This is a genomic window from Mycobacterium hubeiense (assembly GCF_002838065.1).
GTDB lineage: Bacteria > Actinomycetota > Actinomycetes > Mycobacteriales > Mycobacteriaceae > Mycobacterium > Mycobacterium hubeiense.
The window spans coordinates 1-16518 of record NZ_PIZU01000001.1 but is presented as its reverse complement, the minus strand read 5'-3'; the positions used below and the strand labels follow the sequence as shown (position 1 = coordinate 16518).

The 16518-nt window shown below is 67.2% G+C and carries 15 protein-coding genes; 3 read left to right on the top strand and 12 right to left on the bottom strand.

Annotated elements, in window-relative coordinates; genetic code table 11:
- Positions 1-36: 36 nt before the first annotated feature.
- Positions 37-513 (top strand): VOC family protein, encoded by a 477-nt coding sequence (locus tag CWS39_RS00075; protein ID WP_102141144.1) that lies wholly within the window; start codon positions 37-39, stop codon positions 511-513.
- A 43-nt stretch (positions 514-556) separates the two neighbouring features.
- On the opposite strand, the gene CWS39_RS00070 is transcribed toward CWS39_RS00075, so the two are convergent.
- From CWS39_RS00070 to CWS39_RS00060, 3 genes are all read right to left on the bottom strand, one after another.
- Positions 557-2200: a fatty acyl-AMP ligase gene (locus tag CWS39_RS00070; protein WP_102140874.1), complete on the bottom strand. Its 1644-nt coding sequence runs from the start codon at positions 2198-2200 to the stop codon at positions 557-559.
- A gap of 128 nt (positions 2201-2328) precedes the next feature.
- Entirely contained in the window at positions 2329-2985 is a 657-nt protein-coding gene (locus tag CWS39_RS00065; protein ID WP_102140873.1) for a UdgX family uracil-DNA binding protein, read from the bottom strand.
- A 38-nt stretch (positions 2986-3023) separates the two neighbouring features.
- A complete protein-coding gene (locus tag CWS39_RS00060) occupies positions 3024-4559 on the bottom strand; it encodes a glycosyltransferase family 39 protein (protein WP_233213306.1) in 1536 nt (511 codons plus the stop codon).
- Between the two features lie 358 nt (positions 4560-4917).
- Between CWS39_RS00060 and CWS39_RS00055 the strand changes: the two genes are divergently transcribed.
- Entirely contained in the window at positions 4918-5364 is a 447-nt protein-coding gene (locus CWS39_RS00055) for a universal stress protein (RefSeq protein WP_102140872.1), read from the top strand.
- Here CWS39_RS00055 and lnt read toward each other — a convergent pair.
- Genes lnt through CWS39_RS00035 form a run of 4 tightly spaced genes read right to left on the bottom strand, consistent with a single transcriptional unit; the run spans position 5341 to position 8250 of the window.
- Positions 5341-6816: an apolipoprotein N-acyltransferase gene (gene lnt, locus CWS39_RS00050; protein ID WP_102140871.1), complete on the bottom strand. Its 1476-nt coding sequence runs from the start codon at positions 6814-6816 to the stop codon at positions 5341-5343. The genes CWS39_RS00055 and lnt overlap by 24 nt on opposite strands.
- A gap of 25 nt (positions 6817-6841) precedes the next feature.
- Positions 6842-7270 (bottom strand): PIN domain-containing protein, encoded by a 429-nt coding sequence (locus tag CWS39_RS00045; RefSeq protein WP_158240308.1) that lies wholly within the window; start codon positions 7268-7270, stop codon positions 6842-6844.
- The gene (locus CWS39_RS00040) at positions 7267-7518 is read right to left on the bottom strand and encodes an AbrB/MazE/SpoVT family DNA-binding domain-containing protein (protein WP_102140869.1); all 252 of its coding nucleotides are present in this window, start codon (positions 7516-7518) and stop codon (positions 7267-7269) included. The genes CWS39_RS00045 and CWS39_RS00040 overlap by 4 nt, the downstream gene beginning before the upstream one ends.
- A 60-nt stretch (positions 7519-7578) precedes the next feature.
- Positions 7579-8250, bottom strand: coding sequence for an MBL fold metallo-hydrolase (locus tag CWS39_RS00035; protein ID WP_102140868.1), 672 nt, complete (start codon positions 8248-8250; stop codon positions 7579-7581).
- Positions 8251-8324: 74 nt separating this feature from the next.
- On the opposite strand from CWS39_RS00035, the gene uvrA reads away from it, so the two are divergent.
- On the top strand, positions 8325-11243 hold the full coding sequence (uvrA, locus tag CWS39_RS00030; protein ID WP_102140867.1) for an excinuclease ABC subunit UvrA: 2919 nt from the start codon (positions 8325-8327) through the stop codon (positions 11241-11243).
- On the opposite strand, the gene CWS39_RS00025 is transcribed toward uvrA, so the two are convergent.
- From CWS39_RS00025 to lysX, 5 genes are all read right to left on the bottom strand, one after another.
- The gene (locus CWS39_RS00025) at positions 11240-11386 is read right to left on the bottom strand and encodes a hypothetical protein (protein ID WP_233213305.1); all 147 of its coding nucleotides are present in this window, start codon (positions 11384-11386) and stop codon (positions 11240-11242) included. The two genes, uvrA and CWS39_RS00025, sit on opposite strands and share 4 nt — an antisense overlap.
- Before the next feature lie 67 nt (positions 11387-11453).
- Entirely contained in the window at positions 11454-12617 is a 1164-nt protein-coding gene (locus tag CWS39_RS00020; RefSeq protein WP_102140866.1) for a winged helix DNA-binding domain-containing protein, read from the bottom strand.
- A gap of 3 nt (positions 12618-12620) precedes the next feature.
- Positions 12621-12953 carry a hypothetical protein gene (locus CWS39_RS00015; RefSeq protein WP_233213304.1) on the bottom strand — a complete coding sequence of 111 codons (333 nt, stop codon included), beginning with the start codon at positions 12951-12953 and terminating at the stop codon, positions 12621-12623.
- A 17-nt stretch (positions 12954-12970) separates the two neighbouring features.
- Positions 12971-14329: an alpha/beta hydrolase gene (locus tag CWS39_RS00010; protein ID WP_102140865.1), complete on the bottom strand. Its 1359-nt coding sequence runs from the start codon at positions 14327-14329 to the stop codon at positions 12971-12973.
- Positions 14330-14447: 118 nt separating this feature from the next.
- Positions 14448-16518 (bottom strand): bifunctional lysylphosphatidylglycerol synthetase/lysine--tRNA ligase LysX (gene lysX, locus CWS39_RS00005; RefSeq protein WP_142386778.1); only part of this gene is annotated, 2071 nt, incomplete at its 5' end.

Genomic DNA, 16518 nt, shown 5'->3' with positions numbered 1-16518 from the left:
GAACTCAACAACGGTTGAGCTTTTAGCGTGATCGCCATGAGTGCCCGTCCAATGACCAAGTGGCCCGAGCAGTTAGCGTCCGTCGGCGCGATCCGTTTTGCGCGCCGCTACCACCACTTCCACGAAGCGGTCGCCTTCTACCGCGATCTCGTTGGCCTGCCGTTGTATGAAACGTTCGAGGCGAGTTACGGCTCCACCGGCGCAATTTTCGCGCTGCCCACGCCTGCCCTGACCTTCGAGATCGTCGAGGCCTCCGAGCCGGTCGCCGTCGACCCGCACGACCAACTCTGCCTCTACTTCCCCGACCAGCAGGCGAAACAACAGGCGATCAGGCGACTTTCAGACGCCGGCATCGAACCGGTCGAGTCGCACCCGTACTGGGCGGCCACCGGAGCCGTCACCTATCGCGATCCTGACGGGCGTGAGGTCGTGTTTGCGCCGTTCGTCTACGGCATCGGCGAGCCACCGGCCAGCGTGGCCCAAGGCAAACACGAGTTTCCGCCCGCCCGATGAGTATCGGCGGCGGCCGTGGTCGGTACGCCCGCGGAGGGCTGACTCACGCAGATGAACTGAGCAGCGACAGCGCGTGCGTGCGGCGTAGCTTGCCCGACGGCGTCTTCGGAATGGTGCCCGGGCCCAGCACCACGACATTGCGCGGTCTCATGTCGACCTCGGCCACCACCTCGTGGGCGACTTGACGCCGTATCCGTCGCGTTTCGGCCGCATCCTGCCAGCTGTTGGATTCGACTGCGACAGCGAAGGTTTCGCGTGAGTGCCCGGCGTCCAGCCGCACCGCGACGGCGCAGCCCGGCCGCACCCCCTCCACTCGGGCGGCGGCACGCTCGATATCGGTCGGGTAGATGCTTCGGCCCGCCATGATGATGACGTCCTTGATGCGCCCGCAGACGACGATGTGGCCTTTTTCGGTGAAGTAGCCCAGGTCTCCGGTGCTGTACCACCCGTGTTCGTCCTGCGCCGCAACGAAACCCGCCATCGTGCAATAACCCGGGGTCACCGGCTCGCCGCGCACCTGGATCTCGCCGACCGCGCGGGTGGGCAGCTCGTTCAGATGCGTGTCGACGATGCGCGCCTCGAGACCGTTCAGAAGCGGTCCAAGGGTGGCCAGCCGGCGGGTACGGCCCGTCGTCGCCGGGACGGCCCGGTGCAGCGCGGCCAGCAGGTCGGCGTCGACCTCATCCACCACCAGGCCCGCACCACATTCCGAAAATGACACGGCCACAGTCGTTTCGGCCATGCCGTAAGCCGGCAGGATCGCCTCCGGCCGCAGCCCGAACGGCTTGCCCGCGTCGATCAGGTCCTCCACGTCGGCGGGTTCCACCGTCTCCGCTCCGGACAACGCCCACCGCAGGCTGGACAGGTCGAACTCGCCGGGCTGGACCTGCGTGCGCAGCCGCTTGGCCAACAGCGCGTAGGCGAAATTGGGGGCCGCGGTCATGGTGCCCCGGTACTTGTCGATGAGCTTGGCCCACAGCAACGTATCCCGCAGGAAGTCCATCGGGGTGACCTTGACCAGCTCCGCGCCGAAATACATCGGGACGGTCAGGAAACCGGTCATGCCCATGTCGTGAAAACACGGCAGCCAGCTGATGATCACGTCGTTGTCGAGGTCGTACTCGGCGCCGACGAACATCGCCTCGGCGTTCGAATACAGGTTGCGGTGGGTGATGTGAACAGCTTTCGGCGATCCCGTCGATCCGGATGTCAGCTGCATCATCGCCACATCGTCCTCGCGCGTGTCCAACGGATCGATCGGATCGGCCGCCAGCAAGCGGTCGACATTGAGCACCCTGACGCCCCGCTCTTCGAGCACGGGCACGACGGGTAGGAACGGTTCGGAGACGATGACGGCCCTCGCCTCGATCATCGCGATGACCGACATGGTGTCCTCGGCCCACAGGAGAAGATCGGTGCGCGGTGTCGGCTGATGCAACATCGTCAGGGTGGATCCGCGCATCCACAGCGCCTGTGCGGTCGGCGCGATCTCCACCGGATATCCCGCGAGCATGCCGACCGCGTCGCCGGGGCCGATCCCGGCGCGCGCCAGCCCGCCGGCGATCCGCCGGGCCCGCTGATGAACCTCGAGCCAGGTCTGGCGCACCGGTGCGTCCGGTTCCCCCGTCACGAAACCCTTCGTGCTGGTATGTGCGCTGCGGTACATCTTGTCCGTGAATCGGCTCACTGCCACCCCCAATTCCGCTGCGCGACGGAATTTGCAGCAGCTTATCGCCGCGTTCCGGCAAATGCGGGGCTCCCAGACGTGTTGGGGTAGAACGCGGTAGCCAAATCCCGGTGTCCGCGCAAGCGAGTTCATTTGCCAAGAAGTCCCGCGGCAAACTGCAAATCGGAAACCAAGGCGTCGAAAGCCATTTCGCGGGCTTCGGGCGGCCCGCGAAGCACCGCCGACGGATGCGCGGATACCACCACCTCGGGGTCGATTTCGAGGTGCGGAGTCGCGTCGGCGACAGGCATGTGCAGCGCCTCATCGCGGTGTGTCGTCAGTCGAAAATCGTTACCCATCAAGGATTTCGCCGCCGTCGCGCCGAGCAACACGACGACATCCGGCTGCACGGCCATCATTTCGGCGAACAGCCACGGCCGGCAGGCGACGACTTCGGTGCGGCTGGGCGTCTTGTGGATCCGGCGCTTTCCACGCTCGGGCAGAGTGAATTTGAAGTGCTTGACGGCGTTGGTGACGTACAGGCGGTCTCGGTCGATCCCGGCCGCCGCCAACGCCTTGTCCAGCAGCCGTCCGGCGGGCCCGACGAACGGCGCACCGGCCTTGTCCTCCTGATCGCCGGGTTGTTCGCCCACCAGCATCATGTCCGCCGCCGACGAGCCCGCCCCGAACACCGTCTGGGTGGCGTTCAGATACAGATCGCAGCCCTTACAGCCCAGCGCGGCCTCAGCCAGATCGTCGAGATCGTGGGTGTCGGGGACGAAGTCCCCGGCGGTACGCGCAGCCATGCCCTCCGATTACCCAACCGGGCGGGCCGTCACTCGCGCTACCGGGTGGACTTGGTGACCTGAGCGAAGTTGAACTGCCACCGTTCGACGATGTGGAAACCCAGCCGGCTCGGCACCTGATAGGCCGGTGCGCGGCGCAGGCGCGGACCGGGGTCCAGTGCCTCACCGCTCTGCCGCTCTGGCACCGTGCTGTCGCGTTGCGACACCGTCCACAACTCCGTGCATTTCCGGACCTGATCGGCGACGCCCCAGATCCCGAGGTGGGCATCCCAGAGGCGGTTGCGTTCGGCGGCCCGCAGCCCCCGGCCCGGGTCGACGAGCTTCTCGTAGGCCGCCGGCCGTGCAGCGGTCAACGGCCGAATCGGGCCGGGCGCCCAATTGGTGGTGTTGTCCATGATCAGGCAGTCGCCCGGCGCGGTGTGGGCGGTGATCACGTCGGCGACCTGGCTGTAATCCATGCCTTCCTTGGCGTAGGGACCGCGTTGGGCGAACAGATAATTCGGCGTCGCGGCGACGGCGAATACGGCCACCATCGCGGTGATTCGGTCACGCTCGCGGCCGACCGCGACGATGCACACCCCCAGCATCAGCGCCATCGCAGGCGCGGTGTAGCTGAGATAGCGCGGGTAGTAGATCGGCTCGGACACGATCGAGTACCCCAGCAACACCATGGTGGGCAACACCATCCAGGCCACCGCGATGACCGCCAGGTGGCGGTTGCCGGTGTCGAAGGGCCGACGGCGCAGCGCCAGCGCGCCGGTCAGCGCCGCCACTACCGCGAACGCCACGCTGTGGTCGAAGTACTGCTCCAACGCGATGTCGACGAGCGTGCCGGCACTCGGCGGCGATATCCACCTCACTTGGGCGATCTGGGTTTGGCAGAACAGCAGAAACGGCGCCACGATCAGCACCGCGACCGACGCCGATACCGCCCAGCGCCGCACCGTGGCCCGCGTCGTCGACAGCACGCCCACCACCACCGCATGGGCGAGCACCATCAACACCGCGAACAGGTTGAGCAGCGTGGCCAGCACCAGGCACAGCGAGTACAGCGGCCACAGCGCGGGACGGTCGCGACGGAGGGCCGCCACCAGCAACACCGTCAACCACACTGCGGCCGATGCCGACAGTGCGTATGAGCGCCCCTCGATGCCGGCCCAGGTGATGCGGGGCAGGATCGCGAACATGACGCCGGCGCACACCGCGACCGATCGCGTGGAGAACTGCTTGGCCAGCACCACCACGCCCGCTGCGGCAAAACCGACGGCCAGACAACTGGAAAACCGGGTCCAGAACTCGGTGACGGGAAAGACCGCGAACCACCCGTGCATGACGAGGTAATACAGGCCGTGTACCGCGTCGATGTTGCCGAGCAGTCGCCACAATTCGGGCACCGAGCGGGTGGCCGCCGAGATCGTCGCGGCCTCGTCGAACCACAGCGACGGCCGGCTGGCACCCGCCGCGGACACCGCCACGGCGAATACGGCGACCAGCAGCGGATCCAACCGCCCGGTCCGAACCCGCTCCAGCTGACCGAGACGCTCCAGCGCCCCGGCTCTTTGTGAGAGATCCACGCCCGCGACCCGTACCCTTTCCGTCGACGGCAAAACGGTAGCCTGCGCGCATCGGACGTGCCCGGTGAGTGCGGCACGCGGACAAAAGGTTTCGCTCGCAGGCGCCGGATGCTCCTGTGCGCGCGTTGATCTGGGTCACGCTCGATGCGGGAATGCGAGCCGGTGCGGCGAATCGCCGACGCGGTGCGTTCTGTCACTGACGGCACCCGTGCGACGGTGCCGCCGGTTACCATCAGTGCCGGTAAAGCGGGCATTGCTTCGCCAACCGCCGCGACGGGTGTCGTGAATCGCACCCCTGGTCGGCGGGCAAAGGGTTACTGTCTCGGGTGGCGTTGCAACCGACAGTGGGAGGGCATGGATGAGCGGCTATCGGACCGTGGTGGTGGGCACCGACGGATCGGATTCCTCGTTGCGCGCGGTGGACAAGGCCGGCCAGATCGCCGCTGGTTCGGACGCGAAGGTCATCGTGGCGACCGCGTACTTCCCCCAGAGCGAAGATCAGCGTGCAGCCGACGTCCTGAAGGACGAGGGCTACAAGATGTCGGGCAACGCGCCGATTTACGCGATCCTGCGTGAGGCCCGCGATCGCGCGAAGGCCGCCGGGGCTCAGAACGTCGAAGAGAAGGCGGTTGTCGGAGCGCCGGTCGATGCGCTCGTCGAGCTCGCCGAAGAGGTCAAGGCGGACCTTCTGGTGGTCGGCAACGTCGGCCTGAGCACCATCGCGGGACGGCTACTCGGCTCGGTGCCCGCCAACGTCGCGCGGCGCTCCAAGACCGACGTCCTAATCGTGCACACCACGCCCTGAGCCAACGCCGCGGCGCACGGTCACGACAACCGCCACCGCGAGCACCGCGACAGCCAGCGCGGGCACCCACGGGCCGAGTCGTTGGTAGACCGTGTTCTGCGACGCGAGGGAAACGTCGACAACCACTACGCCCTGTTCGGTGGCGGGTAGCCAGGCGAGTTTGCGGCCGCGCGCGTCGAAGGCCGCGCTGACGCCGGACAACGTCGCGTGCACGGCCGGGCGGCCGACCTCGACGGCGTGGACCGCCGCCTGGCTGGCCAATTGCGGCTGCGCCCAACTTCCTTGGAACGATGACGTCGAACTCTGGTAGGCGAGTAGATCGGAACCAAGCTGCACTACGCGTCGCGGTAAGTCGGAAAAGGTCGTCTCGAAACTGATCAACGGCCCGATTGCCAGCGAATTGGTATGCAGCACAACCTGATCCGTGCCGCGACGTCTGTCCTCGTCCGCGGCCTCGGTGCGGCGGGTGGCCCATTCGATCAGTTGTCGCATCGGCACGTATTCGCCGAACGGCACCAACCGGGTCTTCGCGTAGGAGCCGCGCGGGCCGTCCGGCCCGACGAGAACCGATGACTTGTAGATGCCGCCCGTCGGCGCGCGGGCGTCGACGTTGACGAGCAGATCGGCACCGACTCGCCGGGACAAGTCGGCCAGCCGACGCGCGGCCTGTGTATCGGTGGCAAGGTCGACGGCGACGCTGCTCTCACCCCACACGACGAGGTCGAGGCGCTGGCCTTCCAACGTGGCGGTGAGTGCTTCGCCGGCCGCCTGGCGCGCGGTGCCGTCCTCAATGTTGCCCGGCTGCACCAGCGCCACCCGACCAGTCTCACCGTTCGGTGGCTGCGGCGAGAGCCAGAACCACGCCGGGCCGACGAGAACGCAGGCCGCGGCGGTGGCCAAGGCGAATGCGGGGGAGCGCCACTGCAGGATCGCGGCGGCGAGCGCGGTGTTGGCGGCGACGATGAGAAAGCTTGTCAGCCAGACTCCGCCGAGCGAGGCCGACGCGAGTGTGGCCGGCTGATTCCATTGCGACGCGCCGAGCAGCGCCCACGGTCCGCCGAGGCTGGGCCAGGAGCGCACGGTTTCGGCGACGACCCAGGCGCTGGGCAGGACGACGACGGCGGTGAGCGTCCGGTGGGACGTCACAGGTCGCGACAGCAGACGGTGTGCGGCCCAGCCCCACGGCAGCCACAGTGCACCGAAGAGCGCCGCCATCAGCGGCAGCAGCGGACCCGCGAAGGGCCAGAGCCAATACTGCGTCGTCAGCACGAACCCGGCCAGGCCGCACCAGGCGCGCAGTGCGCCCTGCAGCGATGACGGCGCGGCTCTGACGACCAACAGCAGCGGCACCAGCGCGAACCACGCCAGCCACCACAGGGATGGCGCCGGGAACGCGAACGCAGGCAGGGCGCCGAGCACCAGCGCCAAAGCGCACCAACGGAGCGCCGTCATGGCATCAATTCTGTCGCGCGTGGCGTCAGGGGCGTCGGCCGTCACTGTCGGGCAGACCGTGCACCTGACCGCCTTCCGCCCTCACAAGACGCGCCAACGCCGGGTCCGATGTGGCCAACGGCAGCCGGTGGGAAAGCGCCGTCGCGGCGGCGACGCAATCAGCCATGCTGACCGGCATGCGTTCACGGTGGTAGTGACGGGCCCGTAGCCGACCGGCCTGGAGTCCGATATCGGGTACCACAGCCTCAATCATTAAGCCGCTCTTGGCCAATAGCGCGAGATCTGCATGCACATCGTCTCCGTCATACCCAAACACCCGGACCAGCTGGTCGATGACTTCGGCCGCGTTCACCGCGGACAGAATGGTCGGCTTGCGGAGCAACTCCGCAACTTCATCAGCGGCATTTTCCGCACGGAAATACGCCAACACCGCATATGCGTCGAGAACGGTCACCGACTGCCGCGGCGTGACTCGGATTCGGCGTCAGCCTTGCGCTCGGCAGCGCGGACCTTCTCACTTGCCGGCCCAGGCCCAGCGAAGGCGCCCTTCAGCGCTGTCACGGTGTCCTTGGGTATCGGCCGAACGATGGCGTAGTCGCCGCGGTCAACCACGAGAACAGACTCGGCGCCCCACCGGTGCCGCAGTTCGGCGGGCAGCGAAACCTGGCCATTGCGGGTCACCTTCGCGCGGACACCAGTCATAAAGAGCATCATACGCCGAACATCGATCGTTGTATGTCCCTAGGGATTCATAGTATGGCCTTACCAGCCGCGCTCTTTCCATTCGCCAAGGTGTGGCCGCTCCGCGCCGAGCGTGGTGTCGTCGCCGTGACCGGGATAGATCACCGTCGAATCGTCGTAGACGTTGAACACCCGGCTGGTGACGTCGCCCAACAGCTGCTCGAAGTCGCCGGGCTGCCACGTCTTTCCGACGCCACCCGGAAAAAGGCAGTCGCCGGTGAAAAGGTGCGTCGCCTCGTCCGCGCCGTCGAGTGCCAGCGCGACCGAGCCAGGAGTGTGGCCGCGCAGATGGATGACGTCGAAGGACAGCTCACCGATCTTGATGGTGTCGCCGTTGGCGAGGATCCGGTCGGGCTTGACCGGCAGCGGTTCGGCGTCGAGCTGATGCGCCGCGGTCGGGGCGCCGGTGGCCTTGGCCACCTCGGCCAGCGCCTGAACGTGATCCCAGTGCTGGTGGCTGGTGACGATCAGGGACAGCTTCGAGGCGTACCGCTCGATGAGTTCCAACAGAATGTCGGCGTCGTTGGCCGCGTCGATCAGCAGCGTCTCGCCGGTCTGATTACACGTCACCAGGTACGAGTTGTTGTCCATCGGGCCCACCGACGCCTTCACGATGGTCGCGCCCGGCAGGGTGCGCCGGGCAGCCGTCCGAGGCTCGACGTGGCCGGTGTAGTTGTCGTCGACGACTGTCATAGCCTCACGGTATCGGGCTTGTCGGTGGGGGCACATAGCATGGGCATGAACTCTGTCCGCGGGAAAGGAAACGCGTGGCTGACCGCCTGATCGTCAAGGGTGCGCGCGAGCACAACCTGCGAAGTGTCGACCTTGACCTGCCGCGGGATGCGCTGATCGTCTTCACTGGCCTGTCGGGCTCGGGCAAGTCGTCGCTGGCGTTCGACACGATTTTCGCCGAGGGTCAGCGCCGCTATGTGGAGTCGCTGTCGGCCTACGCGCGTCAGTTCCTGGGCCAGATGGACAAACCCGATGTCGACTTCATCGAGGGCCTGTCGCCGGCGGTGTCCATCGACCAGAAGTCCACCAACCGCAACCCGCGCTCCACCGTCGGCACCATCACCGAGGTGTACGACTACTTGCGCCTGCTGTACGCGCGGGCCGGCACCCCGCACTGCCCGGTCTGTGGGTCGCGCATTGCCCGGCAGACCCCGCAGCAGATCGTCGACCAGGTACTGGCCATGCCCGAGGGCACCCGATTCCAGGTGCTCGCGCCCGTGGTGCGTACCCGTAAGGGCGAGTTCGTCGACCTGTTCGACAAGCTGAACTCGCAGGGCTACAGCCGGGTTCGGGTCGACGGCGTGGTGCATCCGCTGACCGATCCGCCGAAGCTGAAGAAGCAGGAGAAGCACGACATCGAGGTGGTCGTCGACCGGCTCACGGTCAAGGCGAGCGCCAAACAGCGGCTGACAGACTCGGTCGAGACGGCGCTGAATCTCGCCGACGGGATCGTGGTGCTGGAGTTCGTCGACCACGAGGAGGACCATCCGCACCGCGAGCAGCGCTTCTCCGAGAAGCTGGCCTGCCCCAACGGGCACCCGCTGGCCGTCGATGATCTGGAGCCGCGGTCGTTCTCGTTCAACTCGCCCTACGGCGCCTGCCCGGAGTGCACCGGCCTGGGCATCCGCAAAGAGGTCGATCCCGATCTCGTCGTACCCGATCCGGAGCTGACGTTGGCCGAGGGCGCCGTCGCGCCGTGGTCGATGGGGCAGACGGCCGAGTACTTCACGCGGATGCTGGCCGGGCTGGGCGATCAGCTGGGCTTCGACGTGGATACGCCGTGGAAGAAGCTTCCGGCCAAGGCGCGCAAGGCAATTCTCGAGGGTTGCGACGAGCAGGTGCACGTCCGCTACCGCAACCGCTACGGCCGCACCCGGTCGTACTACGCCGATTTCGAAGGCGTGATGGCGTTCCTGCAGCGCAAGATGGAGCAGACCGACTCGGAGCTGATGAAGGAGCGCTACGAGGGCTTCATGCGCGACGTGCCCTGCCCGGAATGCAATGGCACGCGGCTCAAACCGGAGATTTTGGCCGTCACGCTGGCGGCCGACAAGGAGCACAAGTCCATCGCCGAGGTGGCCGAGCTGTCCATCGCCGACTGCGCGGAGTTCCTCAATGCGTTGACGCTCGGGCCGCGCGAGCAGGCGATCGCCGGGCAGGTGCTCAAGGAGATCCAGTCGCGGCTCGGCTTCCTGCTCGACGTCGGCCTCGATTACCTGTCACTGTCCCGGGCGGCGGCGACGCTGTCCGGCGGTGAGGCGCAACGGATTCGGCTCGCCACGCAGATCGGCTCCGGGTTGGTCGGGGGGCTGTATGTGCTCGACGAACCGTCGATCGGCCTGCATCAGCGCGACAACCGCAGGCTGATCGAAACGCTGCTGCGGCTGAGGGATTTGGGCAACACGCTGATTGTCGTCGAACACGATCTGGACACCATCGCGCATGCCGACTGGGTGGTCGACATCGGCCCGGCCGCCGGCGAGCACGGTGGGCGGATCGTGCACAGCGGCCCATACGATGAGCTGTTGCGCAACCCGGATTCGCTTACCGGCGCCTATCTTTCGGGTAAGGAGAGCATCGAGGTCCCGGCGATCCGGCGGCCGGTCGACAAGCGTCGGCAGCTCACGGTCGTCGGCGCCCGTGAGCACAACCTACGCAGCATCGACGTGTCGTTCCCGCTCGGTGTGCTGACGTCGGTGACGGGCGTATCCGGTTCGGGCAAGTCCACATTGGTCAACGACATCCTGGCGTCGGTGCTGGCCAACAAACTCAACGGCGCCCGCCAGGTGCCGGGCCGGCACACGCGGGTGAACGGGCTCGACAACGTCGACAAGCTGGTGCGGGTCGACCAGTCGCCGATCGGCCGCACGCCGCGATCCAACCCGGCCACCTACACCGGGGTGTTCGACAAGATCCGCTCGTTGTTCGCGGCCACCACCGAGGCGAAGGTCCGCGGGTATCAGCCGGGCCGATTCTCGTTCAACGTCAAGGGCGGTCGCTGCGAGGCATGCTCCGGCGACGGCACCATCAAGATCGAGATGAACTTCCTGCCCGACGTGTATGTGCCGTGCGAGGTGTGCCACGGCGCCCGGTACAACCGCGAAACCCTCGAAGTGCACTACAAGGGCAAGACCATCTCCGAGGTGCTCGACATGTCCATCGAGGACGCCGCGGAGTTCTTCGAGCCGATCACCTCGATCCACCGCTACCTGCAGACGCTGGTCGACGTCGGGTTGGGATACGTGCGGCTGGGGCAGCCGGCGCCGACGCTGTCCGGCGGTGAGGCGCAACGCGTCAAGCTGGCCAGCGAGCTGCAGAAGCGCTCCACCGGCCGCACCGTCTACATCCTCGACGAACCGACGACGGGCCTGCATTTCGAGGACATCCGCAAACTGCTCAATGTGCTCAACGGCCTTGTCGACAAAGGCAATACGGTGATCGTCATCGAGCACAACCTCGACGTGATCAAGACCTCCGACTGGATCGTCGACATGGGGCCGGAGGGCGGCGCCGGCGGCGGCACGGTGGTGGCGTCCGGCACACCGGAGGACGTGGCCGCCAATCCCGACAGCTACACGGGCCTCTTCCTTGCCGACACGCTGGGGCTACCCAGGCCGACGCGCAAGACCCGCAACGGCCGGAATGGCCGAAACGGGCGCAAGGTGAGCGCTTAGTAGCCGACCGACGGTAGCCAGGATCCCTGCGGCTCGTTGTAAAGCCCGATCGACATCAGCGTGGACTGCTGCACCAGTCGCAGCCCGGAGTCCAGGCACCATCGCATCAGCCGGGTGTTGCGTGACGGCACCAGAATCCCCAAGCCCGTGAACGCCTCGGCAGATCTCGTGGCAGCGCTCGAGGTCCGCGTCCCCGCTGACAGCCTGAGTTCACCGCTGTTTCGACAGGGGCGACGGGAACCGCGGGCTGACCCGCACGCCTGCCAGCCACTCGGTGAGCTCGTCGGCCCGGCGCTCCAGCGCCCGTTGCGCGTCGCGCCCCACCTCTTCAAGCAGTCGCACCGCGACGCGGCCGTCGTCGTCTTGGCCCCCGCCGCCGACGATCCGGCCGTTCCACCACGCCGTCGTACCGCCGTTGCCGTTGGTGTCGAATACCTGACTGCGGTGCTCACCGAGATACCAGTCCCGGTCGAACCAGCCCATCGTGGTGACGTCCAGCGCTGGCAGCAGGGCGCACCACGGTTCGGCATCGGGCTCGGGTTCCAGATCGTCGGGCAGGGCATAGCCGGGGGTGCCGTCGAGATCGACCTCGACCGCGTCGATATCGCGCAACGCCTGCCGCGCCCACGTCAGCGTGTTGCCGAACCACCACTTGATGTCGGTGACGGTTGCCGGCCCGAACGCCCGCAGCCACCTGCGCACCAGTTCGGCGCGGGCCACCTCGGCCGCCTCGGGTTCGACGGCGCTACCCAACCAGTCGGCCGTCGTCGTCCACCGCGGCCGCGACACCGTCCAGGCGCCGTCGTTGGGGCCTCGCACGATGTCGCCGCGCACCGCTAGTACCGTCAAAACCCGTGGTGCCAAAGGTGTTTCACCACCCCAGCGTTTTCCGGGAGCATAGTCGTAGCTGCCCGCGAGTTCCGGCAGTGCCGCCCGCAGTTCCTTGGCGCTCGCCGGGCCGTGCTCGCCGAGGCGCCGCAGTACCGCCTCGCATGCCCGGTCCAGCCAGCGCTCACCGTCGTCGGTGATCCCGGCCTTCTGCGCGTCGGCAACCAGGCGTCGGCGTTCGTTGGCGGCCACTCGGTCGCTGGCCGCCGATTGCACCAGCGGCAGGTCCTCGGCGCGCACCGCCCACAGCGTGCGGCGCATCGCGAGGTGCTTGACCAGTGTTCGGCGCTGATAAAGCTCTGCTTCCAGATCCGTGACGGAGAAGCCATTCAGCCGTGCCCACAGCGACAGAAACGGGGTGGCCGGATCGGTGGAATGCAGCCCGACGACCGTGCCTGCCACGGTCGCAATCGAGTCCGCGGGCTCACCGAGGAAGTGGCGTCGCGCCAGGCGGGCCCGGCGCTCGGCGAGGGTGAATGTCCGCACAGCTCAGTCGGTCTGGTCTTCGTCGTGCATCGACTTGCGGATCTGTGCCAACCGTTCGGCAGCGGCTTTCTGGCGTTCTTCGTACTGCTTCTCGACGGTCCGGCCCTCCGGGGTCTCGGCGGCGAGTTCGGAGGCCCCTATCGCTGTTCCGTAGCGGGTTTCGATCTTCTCGCGCACCGATTCGAAGGTCGGCACGCCGCCGGGGCTGTAGCCGGTGTCTTCTGGAGCGGCGGCCGGGGGCCCGGTCGGCGGCGGGGTATCGGGCTGCAGCGCGATATCGTCGACCGCGTCGTCGTCGATGGCGGGATCCGGCTCGGAAGGGCGTTCGTCCGGCATGCCGCATACGGTACTCGCTACCGGACCGCCACCTGTTCGACCGGCGTGGACGGCCCCGGTCCGGGCAACGAGATTGGCGGCACGTCCGGGGTGCCGAGTCGGCCGGCCAGCCAGGGCAACGCGGCGGCGAATGCACGCGACGCGAACTGCCAGTCATGCCTGCCCGGCTGGACGACGACTGCGCAGTCGATGCCACGCGCGGCGCCTGTTGCGCACAGCGAATTCGCCGCAGCCGCTTGCGCGTTGACCGGTGCGTAACCGTTGACATGGAACCAACCGGCCACACCGGTGTAGGGGCCGTGGCGGGCCATCACCGTGGTCGGGTCGAACGCGGCCCACCGCTGGGCGCTGCCGCCGAACAGTCGGTCGATGGTCTGCTCCCGGGTGCCCGTATTGGGGCCCAGGTCACCGGCGATATCGGCGAATGCGCTGAACATGTCTGGATGCATGACGGTGAGGTCGACCGCGCAGGTGCCGCCCATCGAAAACCCCGCCACACCCCAGTTCTGCGGCCGTGAACTGACGCCGAACCGCGACATCATAAATGGCACAACATCCTTCGTCAGATGGTCGGCGGCGTTGCCGCGCGGGCCGTTCACGCACTCGGTGTCGTTGTTGAACGCGCCGCCGGGGTCGGCGAACACCAGCACGGGTGCGTAGCCATGGTGGGCCGCGGCGAAGTCATCGACCGTCGTCACCGCGTTACCGGCACGCAGCCAGTCGGCGGGGGTGTTGAACTCGCCGCCGATCATCATCACCGTCGGCAGCCGGGGCGGCGGATCGGTCGCGTACCAGGCGGGCGGCAGGTAGACCAGCTCGCCCCGATGCCGAAAACCCGACACCGCATCGCCGATGCTGACCGGCAGCACGGTGCCCCTGGCCGGGATCCTGTGTTGTTTCTGCATCGCGACCACGGTGACCTGATCGGTCTGATCCGGCAGCGGACCCGCAGTCAGTTGGTTCCATGCAGTCTGGGCCGTCGGGAAGTAGCCGACCCACTGATTCAACGCCAGCGCGGCACACAGGAGGCAGGCAGGTAAAGCCATCGCCGACACGCCCCGTCGCCACCATCGCGCGTCGCGCCATCCCGCCAGCAGCACTGCAGCAGCCACGCCGGACAGGCCGATCCACAGCCACAGTGCGTGCGGTGCGGGCTCGCCCGCGAGCCCTTGCGAGGCGACGTACCAGTACGCTGCGCCCGTGACGGCCGCGCCGACTATGACCGCCCATGGCAGCCAGAGCAACCTCCAGGTCCGGGTGCGCCAGCCGACCGCCGCCACCAGCGCGACGACGGCCACGAGCTGAACCATCCCCGGGATCCACCCGTGCGTCAGCGGAAGAGGGTGGTGCAACAGCGCAAACAGTGACACGGCCATATGGTGACCGCGCAACCTTGTAGTTGGCTGTGTGCCACCTGTCAGTGCGGCGCTGCGTCGTCGTTGAGATGGCGCTCAGGGCTGTGAATCTCGCCGATTCACTACCCCGGCCGCAATGTCAACGGGGTTTGGCCAACGGGAACGGCAGCGTCTCGCGGATGCTGCGCCCAGTGATCAGCATGACGACGCGGTCCACCCCCATACCCAGCCCGCCGGTCGGCGCCATCGCGTACTCCATCGCCTGCAGGAAGTCCTCGTCGAGTTCCATCGCCTCGGGGTCGCCGCCCGCGGCCAGCATCGACTGTTCCTGCAGCCGACGCCGCTGCTCGACGGGATCGGTCAGCTCGCTGTAGGCGGTGCCCAGCTCCACCCCCCACGCCACCAGGTCCCACCGTTCGGCGACGCCGGGAATGCTGCGGTGCGGCCGCGTCAAGGGCGATACCGACGTGGGGAAGTCCTTGTAGAACGTCGGCGCCTCGGTGCGGTCCTCGACCAGGTGCTCGTACATCTCCAGCACCACCGCGCCTTCGTCCCAGTGGCTCAGATACGGGATGCCCGCCGCATCGGCCAGCCGACGCAAGGTCGCCAGATCGGTTTCGGCGTCGATCTGCTCACCGAGCGCCTCCGACACCGCCTCGTGCACGGTCTTGACGGTCCACTCGCCGGAGATGTCGACCGGCGCGAGGGTGCCGTCGTCGCGCGGTCGCATGAAGACGTGGTCACCGTTGGCGGCCTGCGCGGCGTTCTGGATGAGCTCCCGGCAGCCGTCGATCCAGACGTTGTAATCGGCGTGCGCTTGATACGCCTCCAACAGCGTGAATTCCGGGTTGTGGCTGAAGTCGACGCCCTCGTTGCGAAACGCCCGGCCCAACTCGAAAACCCGCTCGACGCCCCCGACGCAGAGCCGCTTGAGGTAAAGCTCGGGGGCGATGCGCAGATACAGGTCGAGGTCGTAGGCGTTGATGTGCGTCAGGAACGGGCGGGCGTTCGCGCCGCCGTGAATCTGCTGCAGGATCGGCGTCTCGACTTCGAGAAAGCCCTTGCCGTACAAGGTTTCCCGGATCGCACGCAGCACGCCGCTACGGGCGCGGATGAGGTCGCGCGCCTCGGCGTTGATCGCGAGATCGACATATCGAGCGCGCACCCGCGCCTCTTGATCGGTCAGGCCTTTCCACTTGTCGGGCAGCGGGCGCAGGCACTTGCCGATCAGCCGCCAGCTGCGCACCAGAACCGAGCGGGTGCCTTTCTTGCTGTAGCCCATGGTGCCGGATACCTCGACCAGGTCTCCCAGATCGATGGCCGCGGTGAAATCCGCGGTGGTGCCGTCGGTCAACGACGAATTGTCCAGCAGCAGTTGGACTTCGCCCGACCAGTCGCGCAGCTGGGCGAACAACACACCGCCGTAGTCGCGCATGCGAAGCACCCGCCCCGCGACGGTCAGGCTGACGTCATCGCTCTCCTCGATGGCCTCGGCGATGGTGTGGCTGGGTGCGCGCCCGACCGGATACGCGTCGACGCCGTTGAGCTGTAGGGCCCGCAGTTTGGCCATCCGCACCCGTACCTGCTCGGGCAGCCGTGGGCCTTCCTCGTCGTCGGGCAAGTCGACCTCGGCGAGCTCGGGAGCGCTGCCGTCGTGGTGCAACAACCCCGACTCCACCAAAGTGGTTGGTGCCGAGACGTGCTGGCCGGTGTGTTGTTTGTTGCGCCGCGAGAACGGCAGCACCAGAAAGCCTTCGGCGATGACGGAGGCAACGCCGACCCGTGGGATCAGCCGCGCATCCTCGTAGCACGCGTAGCGGGGCACCCATTCCGGTTGGTACTTCATGTTCGACCGGTACAGCGTTTCGAGTTGCCACCACCGAGAGAAGAACACCAGCACGGCGCGCCACAGTCGCGCCACCGGCCCGGCGCCGAGCTGGGCGCCCTGTTCGAACGCCGACCGGAACATCGCGAAATTGAGCGAAATCCGGTTCACCCCAACGTGTTCGGACTGCATGCATAGCTCGCTGACCATCAATTCGATGGTGCCGTTAGGGGATTGAGGGGAGCGGCGCATCAGGTCCAGGGAGACGCCGGTGGTACCCCAGGGCACCAGCGAGAGCAGTGCCACCACTGTGCCGCTTCCCCCGTCGCTTCGCTCCTGCCCGCCGGTGCCGCTTCCCGTGTCGCTTCGCTCCTGCCCGCCGGTG